Source organism: Micromonospora lupini, from assembly GCF_026342015.1.
Taxonomy (GTDB): Bacteria; Actinomycetota; Actinomycetes; order Mycobacteriales; family Micromonosporaceae; genus Micromonospora; species Micromonospora lupini_B.
Genome location: NZ_JAPENL010000002.1, coordinates 2666288 through 2683035, shown reverse-complemented (window position 1 = coordinate 2683035; position 16748 = coordinate 2666288). Strand labels below are relative to the sequence as shown.

The 16748-nt window shown below is 72.5% G+C and carries 18 protein-coding genes and 1 tRNA gene; 9 read left to right on the top strand and 10 right to left on the bottom strand.

What is annotated here, in order from left to right:
* The first annotated feature begins 47 nt into the window (after window positions 1–47).
* Genes OOJ91_RS27310 through OOJ91_RS27295 form a run of 4 tightly spaced genes read left to right on the top strand, consistent with a single transcriptional unit; the run spans window position 48 to window position 2970 of the window.
* The gene (locus OOJ91_RS27310) at window positions 48–629 is read left to right on the top strand and encodes a sigma-70 family RNA polymerase sigma factor (protein WP_266249424.1); all 582 of its coding nucleotides are present in this window, start codon (window positions 48–50) and stop codon (window positions 627–629) included.
* A gap of 31 nt (window positions 630–660) precedes the next feature.
* Window positions 661–1185, top strand: a complete 525-nt coding sequence (locus OOJ91_RS27305; RefSeq protein ID WP_266249422.1) for a MauE/DoxX family redox-associated membrane protein — start codon at window positions 661–663, stop codon at window positions 1183–1185.
* A complete protein-coding gene (locus OOJ91_RS27300) occupies window positions 1178–1894 on the top strand; it encodes a DsbA family protein (RefSeq protein WP_266249420.1) in 717 nt (238 codons plus the stop codon). Before OOJ91_RS27305 ends, OOJ91_RS27300 begins: the two co-directional genes overlap by 8 nt.
* The gene (locus tag OOJ91_RS27295) at window positions 1891–2970 is read left to right on the top strand and encodes a hypothetical protein (protein ID WP_323178573.1); all 1080 of its coding nucleotides are present in this window, start codon (window positions 1891–1893) and stop codon (window positions 2968–2970) included. The genes OOJ91_RS27300 and OOJ91_RS27295 overlap by 4 nt, the downstream gene beginning before the upstream one ends.
* 59 nt (window positions 2971–3029) lie before the next feature.
* Here the strand turns inward: OOJ91_RS27295 and OOJ91_RS27290 are convergent, their stop codons facing one another.
* From OOJ91_RS27290 to OOJ91_RS27275, 4 genes are read right to left on the bottom strand one after another with little or no spacing between them, the layout of a single operon-like run.
* Window positions 3030–3788 (bottom strand): energy-coupling factor ABC transporter ATP-binding protein, encoded by a 759-nt coding sequence (locus OOJ91_RS27290; RefSeq protein ID WP_266249419.1) that lies wholly within the window; start codon window positions 3786–3788, stop codon window positions 3030–3032.
* Complete coding sequence (gene cbiQ, locus OOJ91_RS27285; protein ID WP_266249417.1) at window positions 3785–4555, bottom strand: cobalt ECF transporter T component CbiQ; 771 nt, start codon at window positions 4553–4555, stop codon at window positions 3785–3787. The genes OOJ91_RS27290 and cbiQ overlap by 4 nt, the downstream gene beginning before the upstream one ends.
* Before the next feature lie 15 nt (window positions 4556–4570).
* A complete protein-coding gene (locus OOJ91_RS27280) occupies window positions 4571–5005 on the bottom strand; it encodes a PDGLE domain-containing protein (RefSeq protein WP_266249414.1) in 435 nt (144 codons plus the stop codon).
* Window positions 5002–5718 (bottom strand): energy-coupling factor ABC transporter permease, encoded by a 717-nt coding sequence (locus tag OOJ91_RS27275; protein ID WP_266249410.1) that lies wholly within the window; start codon window positions 5716–5718, stop codon window positions 5002–5004. Before OOJ91_RS27275 ends, OOJ91_RS27280 begins: the two co-directional genes overlap by 4 nt.
* Window positions 5719–5960: 242 nt before the next feature.
* Between OOJ91_RS27275 and bcp the strand changes: the two genes are divergently transcribed.
* The 4 genes from bcp to OOJ91_RS27255 all read left to right on the top strand — a co-directional run bounded on the left by bcp (window position 5961) and on the right by OOJ91_RS27255 (window position 8077).
* Complete coding sequence (gene bcp / locus OOJ91_RS27270; protein ID WP_266249407.1) at window positions 5961–6437, top strand: thioredoxin-dependent thiol peroxidase; 477 nt, start codon at window positions 5961–5963, stop codon at window positions 6435–6437.
* Window positions 6438–6468: 31 nt separating this feature from the next.
* The gene (locus OOJ91_RS27265; RefSeq protein ID WP_266249404.1) at window positions 6469–7410 is read left to right on the top strand and encodes an HNH endonuclease signature motif containing protein; all 942 of its coding nucleotides are present in this window, start codon (window positions 6469–6471) and stop codon (window positions 7408–7410) included.
* Window positions 7373–7457: transfer RNA gene (locus OOJ91_RS27260), tRNA-Leu, on the top strand. The genes OOJ91_RS27265 and OOJ91_RS27260 overlap by 38 nt, the downstream gene beginning before the upstream one ends.
* A gap of 92 nt (window positions 7458–7549) precedes the next feature.
* The gene (locus OOJ91_RS27255; protein WP_266249873.1) at window positions 7550–8077 is read left to right on the top strand and encodes a GNAT family N-acetyltransferase; all 528 of its coding nucleotides are present in this window, start codon (window positions 7550–7552) and stop codon (window positions 8075–8077) included.
* 39 nt (window positions 8078–8116) lie between these two features.
* Here OOJ91_RS27255 and OOJ91_RS27250 read toward each other — a convergent pair whose 3' ends face one another.
* Complete coding sequence (locus OOJ91_RS27250; protein ID WP_266249401.1) at window positions 8117–9163, bottom strand: expansin EXLX1 family cellulose-binding protein; 1047 nt, start codon at window positions 9161–9163, stop codon at window positions 8117–8119.
* 109 nt (window positions 9164–9272) lie between these two features.
* Window positions 9273–10091 (bottom strand): MOSC domain-containing protein, encoded by an 819-nt coding sequence (locus tag OOJ91_RS27245; protein ID WP_266249399.1) that lies wholly within the window; start codon window positions 10089–10091, stop codon window positions 9273–9275.
* Between the two features lie 110 nt (window positions 10092–10201).
* Between OOJ91_RS27245 and OOJ91_RS27240 the strand changes: the two genes are divergently transcribed.
* Window positions 10202–11281 (top strand): LCP family protein, encoded by a 1080-nt coding sequence (locus tag OOJ91_RS27240; RefSeq protein ID WP_266249397.1) that lies wholly within the window; start codon window positions 10202–10204, stop codon window positions 11279–11281.
* A 99-nt stretch (window positions 11282–11380) separates the two neighbouring features.
* Here OOJ91_RS27240 and OOJ91_RS27235 read toward each other — a convergent pair whose 3' ends face one another.
* From OOJ91_RS27235 to OOJ91_RS27220, 4 genes are all read right to left on the bottom strand, one after another.
* On the bottom strand, window positions 11381–12835 hold the full coding sequence (locus OOJ91_RS27235; RefSeq protein WP_266249872.1) for a sugar transferase: 1455 nt from the start codon (window positions 12833–12835) through the stop codon (window positions 11381–11383).
* Window positions 12836–13009: 174 nt separating this feature from the next.
* Entirely contained in the window at window positions 13010–14299 is a 1290-nt protein-coding gene (locus OOJ91_RS27230) for an endo-1,4-beta-xylanase (RefSeq protein WP_266249395.1), read from the bottom strand.
* The gene (locus tag OOJ91_RS27225) at window positions 14239–15417 is read right to left on the bottom strand and encodes a polysaccharide pyruvyl transferase family protein (protein WP_266249393.1); all 1179 of its coding nucleotides are present in this window, start codon (window positions 15415–15417) and stop codon (window positions 14239–14241) included. Before OOJ91_RS27225 ends, OOJ91_RS27230 begins: the two co-directional genes overlap by 61 nt.
* Window positions 15407–16702 (bottom strand): oligosaccharide flippase family protein, encoded by a 1296-nt coding sequence (locus OOJ91_RS27220; RefSeq protein WP_266249391.1) that lies wholly within the window; start codon window positions 16700–16702, stop codon window positions 15407–15409. The genes OOJ91_RS27225 and OOJ91_RS27220 overlap by 11 nt, the downstream gene beginning before the upstream one ends.
* Window positions 16703–16748 lie beyond the last annotated feature (46 nt).

Here is a 16748-nt window from a genome sequence, read left to right as displayed (position 1 = left end):
CCGAAGGACCCTGACGTCACACCCGGCGACGCGTAACCTCGTTTGTCGTGATCCCCGTCCCGCGTGACTCCGGCGCCGCCGGTGCGACAGGTGACGTCGCCCGCGACCCGGCGACCGAGTCGGCCCTTACCGCGCGCGACGGTGACCCCGCAGCCCAGGCCGTGTTCGTCCGGCTGACCCAGGCCGAGGTCTGGCGCTTCGTCGCCGCCCTGGTGGGCCCGGACAGCGCCGACGACCTCGCCCAGGAGACGTACCTGCGGGCATTTCGGGCCCTGCCGGCGTTCGAGGGCCGCTCCAGCGCCCGCACCTGGCTGCTCGGCATCGCCCGGCGGGCCTGCGCCGACCACCTGCGGACGGTGATCCGGCGTCGTCGTCTCGACGAGCGGCTGGCCGCGAACGCGTACACCGACCATCCGCACCCCGACCCGGCCGGGCAGCTCGGCGCCACCGACCTCGTGCGTCGGCTGAGCCCCGAGCGACGTGCGGCGTTCGTGCTCACCCAACTGCTCGGCCTGTCGTACGCCGAGGCCGCTGCCGTCGAGGGTGTGCCGGTGGGCACCATCCGCTCCCGGGTCGCCCGGGCCCGCGACGAGCTGGTCGAGGCCGTCGGCGACGCCCTCACCGGTTGAGCCGGAACTTCCGACGCGGACGGGACGACAAATGAACGTGACCGCACCCCCCAGCCGCGCCGGCCGCTGGACAGCCGTCCGGCCCTGGCTCAGCACGGCGGCCCGACTCGGCCTCGCCGCCGTCTGGTTGGTCGCCGGGGCGTCGAAGGTCGGTGACCTGGCCGCCTCCGGCCGGGCCGTGAACGCCTACCAGGTGCTGCCGTACGAGGTGGCGACAGTGGTCGGCGCGGCGCTGCCCTTCGTCGAGCTGGCCCTGGGCGTGCTGCTGCTGCTCGGGCTGGCCACCCGGCTCAGCGCGGCCATCTCCGTCGCGCTGCTGGTGGTCTTCATCGCCGGGATCTCCTCGGCCTGGGCACGTGGCCTGGCCATCGACTGCGGCTGCTTCGGCAGCGGCGGGCAGCTCGCCGAGGGACAGGCCCCGAGTTACCTCCCGGAGATCCTGCGGGACCTGGGATTCTTGGTGCTGGCCGGATTTCTGGTGATCTGGCCGCGTACGCCCGTCTCGGTGGACGGGTGGCTGTCCGCCGAACCCGCCGTGGAGGACGAGGATGAGTAGTCGCAAGGGGCAGCGGGACGCGGCCCGGGTGGTCCGCGAGCAACTGGCCCGCGAACGGCGTCGCCGCCGCACGGTCTGGGTCTCCGCCGCCGCAGTCGCCGTGCTGGTCATCGCCGGCCTGATCGGCTGGAGCGTCTGGTCCAGCCAGCGCTCGGACAGCTTCACCACACCGCCCGGCGCGAACGGGCCCGGCACCGGCATCGTCACCGGCGGCGGGCCGGTCACCGTCGACGTCTACGAGGACTTCCTCTGCCCGGTCTGCAACCAGTTCGAGCAGAGCAGCGGCGCGACGTTGGAGCAGCTGGTGTCCGAGAACAAGGCGAAGGTGGTCTACCACCCGGTCGCGTTCCTCAACCGCTTCTCCACTACCGAGTACTCCACGCGCTCCTCGGCCGCCTCCGGCTGCGCGGCGGCCGGCGGCAAGTTCCGCGAGTACGCCAAGGCGCTCTTCGCCAAGCAGCCGCCCGAGGGCAGCGCCGGGCTCGGCGACGACGAGCTGGTCGACATCGGCGTCGGCGTGGGGCTGGACCGGGGCTCGTTCGGGGGCTGCGTCTCCAAGGGCACGTACAAGACGTGGACCGAGCACGTCACCGAGGAGGCCAGCCGCAGCGACGTCACCGGCACGCCCACCGTCCTGATCAACGGCCAGCCACTCGCCGACCGCAGCCCGCAGGGCCTCACCGCGGCCGTGGCGGCGGCCGGCAGGTGATCCGTACGCTGCTGGCGCGCGCCGCCCTGATCGCCGCCACCGCCTGCGCGGCGACCCTGCTCACCGCGGCGCCCGCCGCCGCGCACGGCGCGGACGCGCCGGACGGCACCGACTACCGCACAGGCGTCACAGGCGTCACGCCGGCCCGGCCCGGCCTGACGGTACGGGTGATCGAGGCGGGCGCGCGACTGGAGCTGACCAACCGCACCGGCCGGACGATCGAGGTGATCGGCTACTCCGGCGAGCCGTACCTGCGGGTCGGTCCGGACGGCGTGTACGAGAACAGCCGGTCCCCCGCCACGTACCTCAACCGCACCCTCGCCGGGGACACCGCGCTGCCGCCCGACGCGGACCCGGCCGCCCCGCCGTCCTGGCGGCGCGTCGACGACGGGGCCACCGTGCGCTGGCACGACCAGCGGGCCCTGTGGCAGGAGTCGGCGCCACCCGACGCCGCACGCGTCGCGCCGGACCGGGAACACCGGGTCCGGGACTGGACGATCCCGCTGCGCGACGGCGCCGACCCCGCGCAGATAGCCGGCACGCTGGACTGGGTGCCACCGCCCGACGCGTACACCTGGTGGACCGTGACAATCGTCGGCCTGCTCGCGGTGGGCGCCCTCGGGCTGCTCGCCGCCGCCTCCGCGGCCGGCGCCCGGGCGCTGTCCGCGGTGGGCGTGCTGCTGCTCGTCGGCGGCGCGGTCGCCGTGCTCTACCCGGTCGGGCGGGAGCTGGACGCCGGCGCCCAGGGCGTGGGCGGCGTGCTCGCCGGGCTGCTGGGCGGTCAGGTCTGGGCACTGCTCACCGGCCTCGGCGCGCTCGCCGCCGGCGCCTACGCGCTTGCCCGCCGCCCGGCCGCCGATTTCGCGGTGGCGCTGGCCGGCGCCTGCGTGGCCCTCTTCGCGGGCGTGGCGAACGCCGCGGTGTTCACCCGGTCGGTCGCCCCGGTGCCGTGGTCACCCGGAGTCGCCCGCGTCATGGTGGCCGCAATCCTGATCACCGGCGTCGGCGCGACGGCAGCCGGGGTCCTCCGCCTGCACGCCGCCTCCCGCGCCGCCACGCGTGTCCCCACCCCCTGACCTCCGCGGTTCTGCGGCTTTCGCGGCAAGGCCGGGACAGCAGACGCACGGTCGGGGCGTTACGCCCGGGGGGTGAAGCCGTAGGGGAGTTCGAGGCGGTGGCGGGCCAGCAGTGGCTCGTCGCCAAGCAGGTCGAGGGTGGGGGCGTCCGCGACGATCCGGCCGCCGTCCAGGATCACCGAACGCTCGCACAGCTCCGCCGCGTACGGCAGGTCGTGGGTGACCATCAGCAGGGTCACCGGCAGGCCGCGCAGGATCTCGGCCAGCTCGCGCCGAGCCGCCGGGTCCAGGTTCGACGAGGGCTCGTCAAGCACCAGGATCTCCGGGTGCATGGCCAGCACCGTCGCCACCGCCACCCGCCGGCGCTGCCCGAACGAGAGGTGCTGCGGCGCCCGGGCCCGGTGCTCGCTCATCCCGACGGCGGCAAGCGCCTCGTCCACCCGGGCGGCCAGCTCCGCGCCGCGCAGGCCCAGGTTGGCCGGCCCGAACGCGACGTCCTCCGCCACCGTGGGCAGAAAGAGCTGGTCGTCCGGGTCCTGAAAGACGATGCCCACCCGGCGACGCACCTCGGCCAGGGTCGCCCGATCCGGCGTGACAGTCAGCCCGCCGACGTGCACGCTGCCCTCGGTCGGGGTGAGGATGCCGTTGAGGTGCAGCACCAGTGTCGTCTTACCGGCGCCGTTGGGCCCGAGCAGCGCCACCCGGTCACCGCGCGGCACCGTCAGGTCCACCCCGTGCAGGGCCACGTGCCCGTCCGGGTACGCGTACCGGACGCCACGAACGTCCAGCGAGAGGGCGGTCTGCACGACACCGATCATGTCAGCACGACTGCGGCCGCGGCGATGGAGGCCGCCGCCACCGGCACGGTCGCCGCGACCAGCCACTGACCGGCGGTCGCCGCGCCGTCGCCCTGCCACACCGCGGGCATCCGACCCGTGTAGCCCCGCGACAGCATCGCCAGGTAGACCCGCTCGCCGCGCTCGAAGGCGCGCAGGAACAGCGCCCCGATGCCGGCGGCGAAGCCGCGCAACTGCCACAGGAAGCGCGGGTCGTCGCCCCGGGAGATCCGCGCCACCCGCATCCGTCGCGCCTCGCCGACAAGCACGTCGAGGTAGCGCAGCATGAACGTGGCGATCTGGGTGAGCACCTGCGGGCAGCGCAGCCGGTCCAACCCCACGATCAGGTCCCGGGTGGAGGTGGTCGCCGCGAGCAGCAGCGAGGCCAGGACGCCCAGGGTGCCCTTGGCCAGAATGTTCCACGCGCCGTGCAGGCCGTCCTCGGACAGCCGCAGCCCCAGCACCTCGACCCGCTCGCCGGCACCCAGAAACGGCAGCGCCACAGCGAACAGCACGAACGGCAGCTCGATCAGCGCGCGGCTGAGCAGCCAGCGCGGCCCCACCCGGGCCAGCGCCGCCACCGCCGCCACCAGCAGGGCGTACGCGCCGAAGGCCCAGAACGCCTCACGCGGGGTGGCCACCACGGCGATCGTGAAGACCACCATCGCCACGATCTTGACCTCGGGCGGGAGCCGGTGCACAGGCGAGGTCGACTCGCGGTACAGCACGTGCCCGTGACCGGCACCCATCGACGTACCCCCTGCTCAGCTGGTGCGGCGCGCGGCGGTGACCGCGTCGCCGGTAGCGCCCTCGGCGGCCGTCGCGTCGCCGCCATCGACCGCGTTGTCGCCCCTGGTCGACGCGTCGCCCCGGCGGCGCAGCAGCCAGAAACCGCCGCCGCCGATCGCGAAGGTCACCAGCACCCCGAGCACCCCGGAGAGACCCGTCGAGAGGAAGCTGTTCCGGATGCCCCGTACGCCGTAGTCGGCGAGCGGACTGTCGCCCAACTCGTGCTCGCGGGCCTGCTGCGCCGGGCAACTGCCACCGACGATGGTGTCGTCCGCATCGACGGTGCAGCCCTTGAGCAGGGACGAGTCCAGCCCGTCCGGATGCGACGAGGCGTAGTTGCTCACGACACCGGCGAGCAGCAGGGCGACAAGCAGACCGCCGGCCAGGAACACCCAGGACCGGTTCTTCATCGGATACCTCCGGGAACTCCGACAGCGGGGGTGGCGGGAGTGGGAAGCGCGCGCAACGCGTACACCAGGTCGGGGCGCACCTTCGCGACGGTGAGCACCGTGGTCGCCGTGATCAGGCCCTCGCCGATGCCGATCAGCAGGTGCACGCCTGCCATCGTGCCGGCCAGGCCGGCGAGGTTGCCGCCCAGGTCGGTGGTGCCGCCCAGCCAGTACTCGACGACGAAGCCCTGGGACGCGACCACCACGCTTACCAGCGCCGCGACGAACGCCGTGACGGCCAGGCCGGCCCGCGTGCGGGGCAGCACCCGCAACAGGACGGCGATCAGCAGGTACGCGGCGGCGGTGCCGATCAGCGCCATGTTGGTGATGTTCAGGCCCAGCATCGCCACACCACCGTCACCGAAGATCAGCGCCTGCACGACGAGCACCACTGCCACGCAGAGCGCGCCGACCCACGGCCCGACAAGCAGCGCGGCGAGCGCGCCACCGAGCAGGTGACCGCTCACACCGGCCGTGAAGATCGGAAAGTTGAGCATCTGGACGGCGAAGATGAACGCCGCGACCAGGCCGGCCATCGGGGCGAGCCGATCGTCCAGGTCGCGCCGGCCGCGCAGGACGCACCCGGTGAGCGCGGCGAGCGCCAGTGCCGCGAAGACCGCCGCGACGGGACCGTCGATGATCCCGTTCGAGATGTGCATCGCCAGTGTCTCCACGCGACCTCCCACGCGTCAGCGGACCCCGTCCGGGACCGGCGGGGTCAGCCTATTTCCTAGGAGTTGTTGTTGCCAGACTCTGGCAACAACGCATGGCCTTGATCACCTTTGCCGCGCGCTGCCGCTTGATCGACTCGGCTTCCGGGAAACCGGGGCGTCCGTTTCGCGGAAGCCGAGTCGATCAACGCGCTGCCGCGCGCCGCCGACGTCGACACCGGCGCGGTCGGCGGTAGGGTCGGGCCATGACCGCGCCCGACCGCCTCTCCCCCGGTGACCCCGCGCCCGAGTTCACCCTCCCCACCGACACCGGCGACCAGCTCTCCCTCGCCGACCTGCGCGGCCGCAAGGTCGTCCTGTACGCCTACCCGGCGGCCATGACCCCCGGCTGCACCAAGCAGGCGTGCGACTTCCGCGACTCGCTCGCCTCGCTCCAGGCCGCCGGCTACGAGGTGGTCGGCATCTCCCCGGACAAGCCGGAGAAGCTGGCGAAGTTCCGCGACCGGGACGCCATCACCTTCCCGCTGGTCTCGGACGTCGACAGGGCGGTGCTCACCGCGTACGGCGCGTACGGCGAGAAGCAGCTGTACGGCAAGACCGTCACCGGCGTGATCCGCTCGACATTCGTCATCGACGCCGACGGCAAGATCGAACGGGCGCTCTACAACGTCAAGGCCACCGGGCACGTCGCCAAACTCCGCCGCGACCTCGGCCTGGACTGACCCTGTCGTACGGTCCCGTTACCGTGCGTCAATGGTTCGGTACAAGTACACGCCCGAGGCGCTGGCGCAGGCGGCCGCCTCGGCGCGCAACATCACCGAGGTGATGCGGCTGCTCGGCGTCCGGGTCAGTGGCGGCTCCCACGCCCACATCAGCCGGCAGCTCAAGAGGTTCGGCGTCGACACGTCGCACTTCACGGGGCAGGCACACAACCGAGGCGTACGACGCACGACCTCGGCACAGTTCCTGGTGCAGATGCCCGAGGGGTCTCGCCGGACGCCGGGCGTGCGGTTGAAGTGGGCACTGGCCACGCTCGGCGTGCCGGAGGAATGCGAAGCGTGTGGGACAGGGCCGGTCTGGCGAGGCGCACCACTGGTCCTGCACGTCGACCACATCAACGGGGACTTCCTCGACAACCGGCCACCGAACCTGCGGCTTCTCTGCCCGAATTGCCACAGTCAGACCGAAACCTTCGCCGGCCGGCGGAACCGGGTTCGCGATCTCGCCACCACCGTGCCTGCGGCGAGCGCCGGCGAGGAACGCGCGCGCGAGACAGCGGGTACCGAGCGCCGACCGGCGACGCGGGACGAGATCGTCGGCCTGTTCGCCCAGGTCGACGCGCAGCAGATGACGGCGCTGGAAGCGGCACAGCACCTGGACTGTCACCCCGCATACCTGCACAAGGTCCGGCGGATGCTGGAGCAGGAAGGCATGTTGACACCGCGTCCGGACCGCAGCTGGCGTTCGAGGGCTCATCGTGACGTGGTGATCGAACAGGCGCTGGCCAATCCGGATGTCGGGCCGAAGCGGCTGTCGGGGATCCTGCGCAATCTGCCCGACGGGCGGTGCAGGGTGGGCCACGGCACGATCTCCGCCATCCTCAGGGAGGCCGGGCTCAACACCGTCGAAGCCAGACGCTCTAGAATCTCCGATGTACGCGGGAGTGGCGTAACTCGGCAGCCGCGCAGGTCTTAGGAACCTGTATCCGAAAGGATGTGGGGGTTCGAATCCCCTCTCCCGCACAAGTCGACGCAGATCCCGTGCGCGGGGGTCCGCTGTCGAACGCGTCACGGTCGCGGGCCACGAGCCTGGTCGAGCAGCCAGGATGGGCGCCGTGACTCTGCGCTTCGTCCTCGATCCCGAGCTGACCCCACTGCTGCGCGCCGAGATCGTCGCCCTCTGGGTGGACGTCAGCAACGCCGGTGGAGCGGTCGGCTTCGTGCCCCCGGTCACCACTGCCGACGTCCGTACGATCGCCGACCCGACGTTCGCGGGCATCGCCGACGGGCCGGACCGGCTGCTGGTCGGGTACGACGGCGACCGGCCCGTGGCGGTGCTTGTCTTCTGCGACAACCGGTTCGGCCTCAAGGCCCACTGGTGTGTGCTGAAGCGGGTGATGATCCATCCGGACACGCAGGGCGCGGGCCACGGGTCGGCGCTGATGCGCGAGGCAGCCCGGCTGGGTCGGGAGTGGGGTCACGAGGCGCTGCACGTGACTGTGCGCGACGGGTTGGGGCTGGACGGGTTCTACAGCCGTCTCGGGTACCGGGAGATCGGCCGGCTGCCGGGCGCGCTTCGGGTGGCACCGGGCGACGACCGCGACGAGATCCTCATGTGGCTCGACCTAAAACCAACCGACTGACCGGCAAGCCCCACCAGGGCGCCGACCACACCGGGCCGGTCAGCCGCACCAGCGGGCGGTTGCCCCGGCCGGTCGGGTGGAGGGCCCGTCGGCGACCGGGGTGGCCGGGGCGTTCGCCTTCGCCACCTCGGCCGGCCGGCGCGCGGGTGTCGGCGTACCGCCCGGTCGGGCCGCTGGTGGGCGGGCCGTCGCGGACGGGCGCGACGTCCTGGCCACGACGCCGCGCTCGTACATCCGCACCACGCTGGTCTGGACCTGGCCGGGTGCCATCCGGATGCCGGACACGGTGACCCGGTGTCCGTACACGTCGGTGACGCGCACGCTGTACGGGCCGGGACCCGCGCCGGAGGCCAGCAGCCAGTAGTTGTAGTCCTGCCGGGCGGTGCCGCGCCACGGGCCGTCGCCGCCCTGCCGCACCTCGACGGCGCGCAGCGGGTTGCCGTGGTTGCCGATCCGGACGGCGAACCAGAACTGTGACGCGCCCTCCTTGATGCGGAAGGTGAGCGGGCCGGGCAGTGGCGGGTTGACCACCGCGCGGTAGGTGACCTGGACGAGACCCTGGACCGGGTCGGCGATCCGGGCGAACGCCTCCCGGGACAGGTCGAGGTGCCCCGGTTCGCACTCCGGGCACTGATCCATGATCAGGACACGCACGGTTCCCTTCGGGCCGGTGACGTCGAGGAAACCGCCGCAGGCGGCGCCTGCGGCGTACTCGGTGGGGCCGAGCGCGACGTAGAGCCGGTTGGCCGGGGCCGCCGGGTTCGAGCAGTTGCCGCCGGCGCCTTTCGAGTCGTAGAAGGTCGCCTTGCCGCTGTGGGTGGCGGTGCCGGTGGGCGGCGCGGCGAGCGTCCGGCCGGCGGCGCAGGCCGGGGCGGAGCCGGAGCGCAGGGCCAGGGTGAGCCCGAGCGCCGCCGCGAGCACGGTGACGCCGGTGGCGACCAGCCAGGGCATCGGGCCGGACGGGGACGCGGGTCTGTCGTCCGGAGCACGGTCCAGGTCGAGTTCGATGTCGACGTCGCGGACGTCCACAGCGCGGACGTCGTCGCCTCTGCTGTCGACGCCGCCGGGAGCGCTTCCGTCGGTCACGTCGGCGATGCTGCCGGACCGGCGTACGACCGGACAAGCCGGCTAAGCCAAAGCTAAGACAGCATCGACGGACGGTGACCGTTGTTCACCTGAACGCTGAGCCGGCTGGTCAGAGGTCGACGACTACCTGGTCGCCGACACCCAACGGGCCGCTGTCGACGGGCACCACGTTCAGTCCGAAGAGGAGCTTGCGGCCGATGTTGCGGTGGCGGCCGAGAGTGCGCAGCGGCTCCTTCGCGCGTACACCGGTCTCCTGGTCGGTCGTGGTGACCACGCAGCGGTCGCACGGCCCGGCGGCGCGCAGCCGCAGATCGCCGATGCGCAGCGACCGGCCGGCCCAGTCGTCCTCGGCCCAGGCCGGCGCACCGTCGACGACCAGGTTGGGCCGGAACCGGGTCATCGGCACCGGCTCCTCCCCCGCCTCGGCGAGCCAACCGTTGAGGGCGTCGAGGGAGGCGGCGTTCGTCAGCAGCAGCGGGTAGGCGTCGGCGAAGCTGACCTGGTCGCCGGTGTCGTACGTACGCTCGCCGGCGGCCACGTGCCGGGCCGGGTGGGCCAGCCAGACCAGCCGGACGGGCCGGCCGAGCAGCGCGCCGAGCCAGGTGTCGGCCGTCGGGCCGGCGGGCAGCGCCCCGACCTGGATCGTCCGGCTGCGGAAGGTCCGCACCGGCACCGGGTCGCCACCGGCCGGCTCCGGCACGTCGAGGTCGGGCTGCCCGTCGGCGCGCAGCACCAGGCCGCCGGGGCGCACGGTGGCGTGCAGGCCGACCAGCCGGGTGGTCTCCCGCTGGGTGACGCCGACGCCGTCGGCGTCCACCACCATCCAGCGTCGGTCGCCGGCCAGGCCCCACGGCTGCACGAACGCGCCGTCGTGGTCGAGGCGGTGGCAGCCCTTGACGGGGTACGTGTGGATCGAGGTCAGCCGCACCCGGTCACGATGCCACGCCGATGTCGTCGCCGGGGTACCGGTGGTGGGCGTGGCCGTCGCGGTGGGGCGAGGGTACGCGGCGGAGAACCAGCTTCAGTAGCATCGCGCCCATGCCACATCGTGAACAGACCTCGGAGCCTGGGACGGACCCGACCACAGATGTCGCCGGCTCTCCGGAGCCCACCGAGGGATCCACTCCGGACGCTTCGCGGCCGCGTCGCCGGTGGCGGCGAGTCCTCCTGATCAGCCTGCTGGTGCTTGTGGTGCTGGGCGCCGGTGGCGCGGTGGCGGGCGGGCTCTACCTACGATCGGTCGAGTCGGACATCGAGCGGGTCGACGCCTTCGACGGGGTGCCCGAGCAGTCCCGCCCCAAGCCGGCCGTCACGGGCGCCACGAACATCATGATCCTGGGCAGCGACTCCCGTGACCCGGAGCGGACGAGCGGGTCGCGCACCGACACGATCATCCTGGCCCACCTGCCGAAGGACCGGTCGAGCGCACAACTGATCTCGATCCCGCGGGACACCTGGGTGCCGGTGCCGAAGTCGAAGGACGGCAACCACGGCGGCCGGGACGCGAAGGTCAACGCGGCCTACGCCTGGGGTGGGGTGCCGCTCATGGTGCAGACCGTGGAGTCGTTCACCGGGGTCCGGGTGGACCATGTGGCCCTTATCGACTTTGCCGGCTTCAAGGAGATCATCGACGCGTTGGGCGGCGTCGACATCGACTCGGAGAAGAGCTTCACGTCGATCCACCCGCCGTTTCGCACCTTCAAGCAGGGCGTGCAGCGGATGGACGGTGAGGCCGCCCTGGACTACTCGCGTCAGCGCAAGCAGTTCGCGGAGGGCGACTTCGCCCGGATCCGCCATCAGCAGCAGGTGATCCGCGCGATCATCGACAAGGCGTCGTCCGGCGGCATCATCACCAACCCCGCCAAGCTCAACAGCTTCCTGAAGGCCACCTCGAACTCGGTCTCGGTGGACAAGGACCTGTCCCTGCTGGACATGGCGACCCAACTGCGCGGGGTCCGGGGCGGCAACATGACGTTCCTGACCAGCCCCACCAAGGGCACCGGTCAGGTCGGCTCGGAGAGCGTGGTGTTCGCGGACAAGGCGCGGGTCAAGACGTTCTACGACGCGGTCCGGCGCGACTCGGTCGGTGAGATCGTCAGCCTCGGCTCCAAGAAGTGACAGGGGGCCGGCGCGGGACAGGCCGGCCGATCGGGGTACGCGACGGGCGGTGGCCGCGGGGCCGCCGCCCGTCGCCGTGGGGCGGGTGCGAGCCCCAGGTCAGTACGCGCCCCTGCGGGCCAGCACGACGCTCACCGTCTTCCAGAGGATGGCCAGGTCGTAGAGCAGCGACCAGTTGTCCACGTAGTGCAGGTCCAGCCGGACCGCGTCGTCCCAGGTCACGTCGGAGCGACCGGAGATCTGCCAGAGGCCGGTGATGCCCGGTCGCACCAGCAGCCGCCGGCGTACGTCACCGCGGTAGTCGTCGTCCTCGGTGGGCAGCGGGCGCGGGCCCACAAGCGACATCTGCCCCAGCAGCACGTTGATGAGCTGGGGCAGCTCGTCCAGTGAGAGCGCCCGCAGGTGTCGGCCGATCGGGGTGACCCGGGGATCGTCCTTCATCTTGAAGAGGAGCCCGTCGCTCTCGTTCCGGTCCCGTAGGGCCGCCAGCCGATCCTCGGCGTCGATGTACATGGTCCGGAACTTCCAGACCTTGAACGCCCGGCCCTCGTGGCCGATCCGGGTCTGGCGGAACATCACCGGCCCCGGGCCGCTGGCCTTGACGGCCAGCGCGATGGCGAGCAGCACCGGGCTCAGGACGACGAGGCCCACCAGGGCGGTGACCCGGTCGAGCACGTTCTTGGCCAGCAGCGACAGGCCGGAGATCGTCGGCTCGTCCACATTGAGCAGCGGCAGGCCCTCGATCGGCCGGACGTGGATGCGCGGACCGGTGACGTCGGTGACCTGCGGGACCACCACCAGGTTGAGGCCGGTGCCCTCCAACTGCCACGCCAGTTTGCGCAGCTCGTACGACTCCAGGCTGGCGGGGCCGCACACCGCGATGGTGTCCGCCCCCAACTGCCGGACCAGCGGGACCAGGTCCCAGCCCACGTACACCGGGACCGGGGCCGTCACCCGCGCACCCGGGCTCGGGTGACGGGGCAGGTGGATGGCGACCGGGTGCAGCCCGGCGCCGTAGTTGCGGGTCACCACCTCGTGCAGGGCGAGCGCGTCGGCGAGCCGACCGACAAGAAGCACCTTCTGCGCCGCCCGCCCGGTGCGCCGGATTCGGCGCAGCACCACCCGGGCGGCGAACCGCGCCACAAGCGTGTAGAGCAGCAGGCAGATGATGATGGCGGCGACCGTCGCCCGGGACAGGTCCTTCTTGAAGCCGAGCGCCAGGAAGGACACCGTGGCGGCCATCGCGAGGTTCGCCCGGGCCACTCGCTTCAGCTCCTCGGTGCCCAGCCCGAGGGCCCGCCTGTCGTACGCCCCGGCCGCGACGAGCAGGACCAGCCACCCCGCCGGCACACCGACGTTCGCCACCAGGGTGAAGGAGCTGATGTTGCCCAGGACCCGCTGGTCCCAGAAGCCGGCATCGGCCTCGTCGAGCAGGGCGATCACCGTCCGGCTGGCGGCCAGGGCGGCGAGCACGTCGAGCAGCACCAGCCAGGCCACGTAGCGTCGCCGCCAGTTGGCCCGCGGCGCCGGACGCGCGAACACGGATCGGGCCATGCCGTTGGAGGGGGGCGTGATCACCCCCAGATCGGGGTCGAACCGCGGTGCCTGCTGTGGGGTGACAGCAGTGAGGAACTGGGTGTGCGCGGACACGATCTTCCTTTCACCGACGCATGTCGTCAACGCTCGGAGGTTGGTGGCGCGGCGCCTTACGGCCACCGGGGGGTGGGCTCAGCCCGGGCCTGGCCCGGCTCCGGTGGGGGACGGAAGCCGGCGGAGTTGGTCCATGAGGGCGGCGTGGGCCGGTTTGGGGACCAGGGCCGCGTCGAAGATGCAGGCGGCACCGTAACCCGCGTGGTAGCTCGGGATCCAGCTACGGGCGTCGCTGAAGCCCCAGACGGTGAATGAGACGCAGGCGGGCACGGCGAGGCAGGCCTGCAGCACCTTCCGGTAGAGCGCCGCCTGGCGGTCGCGCTTCGCGGGGGTCTCCGGCAGCGCGATGCGTACGTCGAGTTCGGTGATCGCCACCGAGACGCCCAACCGCGCGAAGCGCCGCAGGTTGCCCACCATGTCGCGGGGCTGCTCGTCCCAGCGCAGGTGGCTCTGGAACCCGACCCCGTCGACCGGCACGCCGGCGCGACGCAGCTCGCGTACGAGGTCCAGGAGCCCGTCGGCCTTGCGGGTCCGGCCCTCGACGCCGTAGTCGTTGATGAACAGCCGCGCACCGGGGTCGGCCGCGTGCGCCCACCGGAACACCTCGGCGACGTAGCCGGGGCCGAGCTTGCGCAGCCACATCGTGTCGCGCAGCGAACCGTCCTCGTCGAGCGCCTCGTTGATCACGTCCCACGCCCAGACCCGACCGCGGTAGCGGGACACCACTGTGGTCACGTGGTCCCGCAGCACCGTCCGGAGCTGCTCGGCCGACCACTGCGGATCCACCCACCGTGGTACGTCGCTCCGCCCCAGCAGCGTGTGGCCGTAGACCGACTGGTCATGTTGCTCGGCGAAGCCGACGAGCTGATCCGCGCCCGCCCACGTGTACACGTCCGGCGACGGTTCGAGGTTGCCCCACTTCATGGCGTTCTCGGGGGTGATCGCGTCGAACTCCGAGCCGAGCAGTTCGCCGTACTCGGCGTCCAGGCTCATCCACCGGCCGTCCGCGGCCGAGCCGACCCGGACCGTCGGCGGCATCAGGTCGCGCAGGGCCGGCTGTCGGGACGCCGTCGGCGCCGGCACGGTCGGCACGGCGGGGACGGCGGCGCCTCCGGGTCTGCGCTCGATCCCGTACGCCACCGCCAGACCGGTGGCCAGAAGCGCGACGACCACGAGGACGAGCGCCACTGCCAGCACCGCGCGGCGCGGTCGCCTGGCCGGTGTCGTCGCCGGCGCCACGACAGGCGGAAGGGGCGCGACCGGTGCCTGTGTGCTCGGCTCGCGCTCCTGCATGGACACCCGGCTGGTCACCCGGCGGCCGGATCCGCTGCGGCGCTGAGCGCCCAGGGTGCCCGGGTGAAGTTCCACCGTGCCCGCTCGGCGAACTCCTCACGGGCGAGACCTGGCACCGCGTCGTCGGTGAGCATGCCGGCCAGCACGCGCGTCACCTCGGCGGGATCCTCGGGAACCCGCCCGAGTCGCAGCGACGGCGGCTGGTCGATGTCGTCGAGGAAGTCGTCGCACTTCTGCTGGTAGGGCACCAGCGCGAAGGGCACGCCGGCCAGGTAGGCGAAGACCGCGCCGTGCAGCCGCATGTGCAACCCCAGGTCGCAGCGTTTCATCTCGTCCCAGCAGGCCCGCACGCCATCGTGCGCGGTCACCACGCGCACGTCGCAGGTGTCGGCCACCGCCGCGCGGAGTCGCTCGCTGACCTGCTCGTCGCCGTGCTCGGCGTGGGTGTTGAAGACGAAGACGGTGACGTCCACCGGTTCCTTGCGCACCAGCTCCCGTACGCCCTCGATCAGTGCGGTCTCGCGCCGCCGCACGTCCGGCGCGGCGGCCTCGTAGTCCACACCGAGCAGGGTCACCCCGAGGCGGGCCCGAGCGCCCGGCGCCGGGCGGGGCCGGCGGGGTGGGATCGGCTCGCCCAGTGCTTCGGGCAGGAGGCCGGCGAGGTCACCCGCCGGGATGAGCAGACCGGGATAGTCCGCGCGGCGCAGGACCTCCGCGGACGCGGCGTCGCGGACCCCGATGACGTCGATCCGCCTCAGCACCTCGACCAGGCGGCGCTCCGCCGCGGTGGACAGGAACGGGCCGATCGAGACGCCGACCGCTGCCATCGGGTGCCCGGAGAATCGGCTGAACAGACTGAACAGCTTCTTCTCACTCAGCGGGCCCATGTCCCGGAAGACCGAGCCGCCACCGAAGATCAGCATCGAGGAGCGGCTCAGGAGCGCCGCCTTGCTCAGCAGCGCGCCCGCCCGATCTCTGGCCCCCCGGCCGCCGTACCACCGGGGGCTCATGCCCACGCTCGCACCGGGCAGGTCGACAATCGGCGGAGCGGCGAAGACCGGGTGCGTGGCGCCCCAGTAGGTGCGGGTCGCCCAGTCAAGGACGACACAGAAGGCGTTGTCCCCGACGTTCTCCATGCCGTAGTAACCGACCACGAGGGGACGCCGAGCGGCGGCACTCGGTTCAGGACGCACGCGAGGCCCCCCTCGTCAGTCGCTGGCGCAGATCGTGCCACGACGGCAGATCGGCGTCCCCGACGACCCGTCGGCGGACCGCCGTCCAGAACAGCACACAGAGGACGATCTCCGCCGTGACTGTCGCCGCCGCCGCACCCATGATGCCCCAGAGCGGCGTGGCGACGGCCAGGGCCACCAGGAACACGAGGGCGCCCACCCCCTGGTAGGCGACCTTGCGGCGCAGCAGGCCGCCGCTGGTGAGCAGCGAGGCCACCGCCGAGCCCGCGAACCGGAACGGAATGGCCAGGGCGAGCACGGCCAGGACGCGTGCGGACTCCCGATACTCCGGACCGAGCAGGAACGGCAGCCCCGGCAGCCCGCCGAGCGCCACAAGCGCCGCGATGACCACACCCAGCACGAACATCCCCGTGCCGCCGTAGCGGTACGCCATCAGGATCGCGCCCCTGTCGGTCTGCGACCAGCGATGCAGCTTGGCCAGGAAGTACTGCTGGAAGACCACTCGGGGTACGAGGTACACGGCGGTCAGCACGGACATCGGCACGGACAGCACCGCAGCCGCCTCGGGACCGCGCACCTCGGCCACGGTGACCGTGCCCAGATAGATGCCGAGCAGGTAGAACACGTTGCCCAGCACGAACGGGGTGGCGGCCCGGGCGACACCGGTCACCGGCACCGCCGGGCCGGGTGGCCCCGTGGCGCCCGCGTGCCCCTCCAGCGGCATGTCCCCACGGACGAAGGGCCGCATGACGACGGCGCAGGCCACCACTGTCAGCAGGGCGACCAGGGCGTAACCGGCCGCCGCCACCACCACCGAGAGCCCGAACAGCCACACGGCCAGCACCACGAGCACCCGGCCCAGGTGCGGCGCGGCCTGCAGAGCGGACAGCCCGGCGTACGCGCCGCGCAGTTGCTGCACCGATGCGACGAGCGCGAGACCCGCCTGCGCGACGACCACGCTGGCCAGCAGCGCACGCACTCCACCCTCGGCCGGATCGTGCATCTCGGCGCTGCTCCAGACGAGCGTGCCGGCGACGAGCAGCACGCAGGCGATCAGCACCAGACGCAGCGACGGGCGCACCCAGCGGTAGGCCCGCTCCCCCTCCTGACCGAACCGCTGCAACCAGAGTTCGGAGACGCCGAAGACCGCCAGCGGCGCGGTCAGTGACACCACGGCGAGGGCAGCGGTGAACGTGCCGAACGCGGCCTGGGGGAGGCTGCGGGCCAGCAGAATCTGGGTGGCGAAGGCCGCGACGGTGATGCCGACCTGGCTCAGGCCCAGCATGCCCAGATGGACCAGGACCCTCCTCACCCGCCCGCGCGACGCCGCC

Excerpts from the sequence above, each read along its gene's own strand:
- OOJ91_RS27300 (WP_266249420.1), top strand. The coding sequence starts at position 1,178 with ATGAGTAGTCGCAAGGGGCAGCGGGACGCGGCCCGGGTGGTCCGCGAG.
- OOJ91_RS27280 (WP_266249414.1), bottom strand. The coding sequence starts at position 5,005 with ATGAAGAACCGGTCCTGGGTGTTCCTGGCCGGCGGTCTGCTTGTCGCC.
- OOJ91_RS27265 (WP_266249404.1), top strand. The coding sequence starts at position 6,469 with ATGGTTCGGTACAAGTACACGCCCGAGGCGCTGGCGCAGGCGGCCGCC.
- OOJ91_RS27235 (WP_266249872.1), bottom strand. The coding sequence starts at position 12,835 with ATGGCCCGATCCGTGTTCGCGCGTCCGGCGCCGCGGGCCAACTGGCGG.
- cbiQ (WP_266249417.1), bottom strand. The coding sequence starts at position 4,555 with ATGGGTGCCGGTCACGGGCACGTGCTGTACCGCGAGTCGACCTCGCCT.
- OOJ91_RS27305 (WP_266249422.1), top strand. The coding sequence starts at position 661 with ATGAACGTGACCGCACCCCCCAGCCGCGCCGGCCGCTGGACAGCCGTC.
- OOJ91_RS27290 (WP_266249419.1), bottom strand. The coding sequence starts at position 3,788 with ATGATCGGTGTCGTGCAGACCGCCCTCTCGCTGGACGTTCGTGGCGTC.
- bcp (WP_266249407.1), top strand. The coding sequence starts at position 5,961 with ATGACCGCGCCCGACCGCCTCTCCCCCGGTGACCCCGCGCCCGAGTTC.
- OOJ91_RS27240 (WP_266249397.1), top strand. The coding sequence starts at position 10,202 with ATGCCACATCGTGAACAGACCTCGGAGCCTGGGACGGACCCGACCACA.
- OOJ91_RS27220 (WP_266249391.1), bottom strand. The coding sequence starts at position 16,702 with ATGCTGGGCCTGAGCCAGGTCGGCATCACCGTCGCGGCCTTCGCCACC.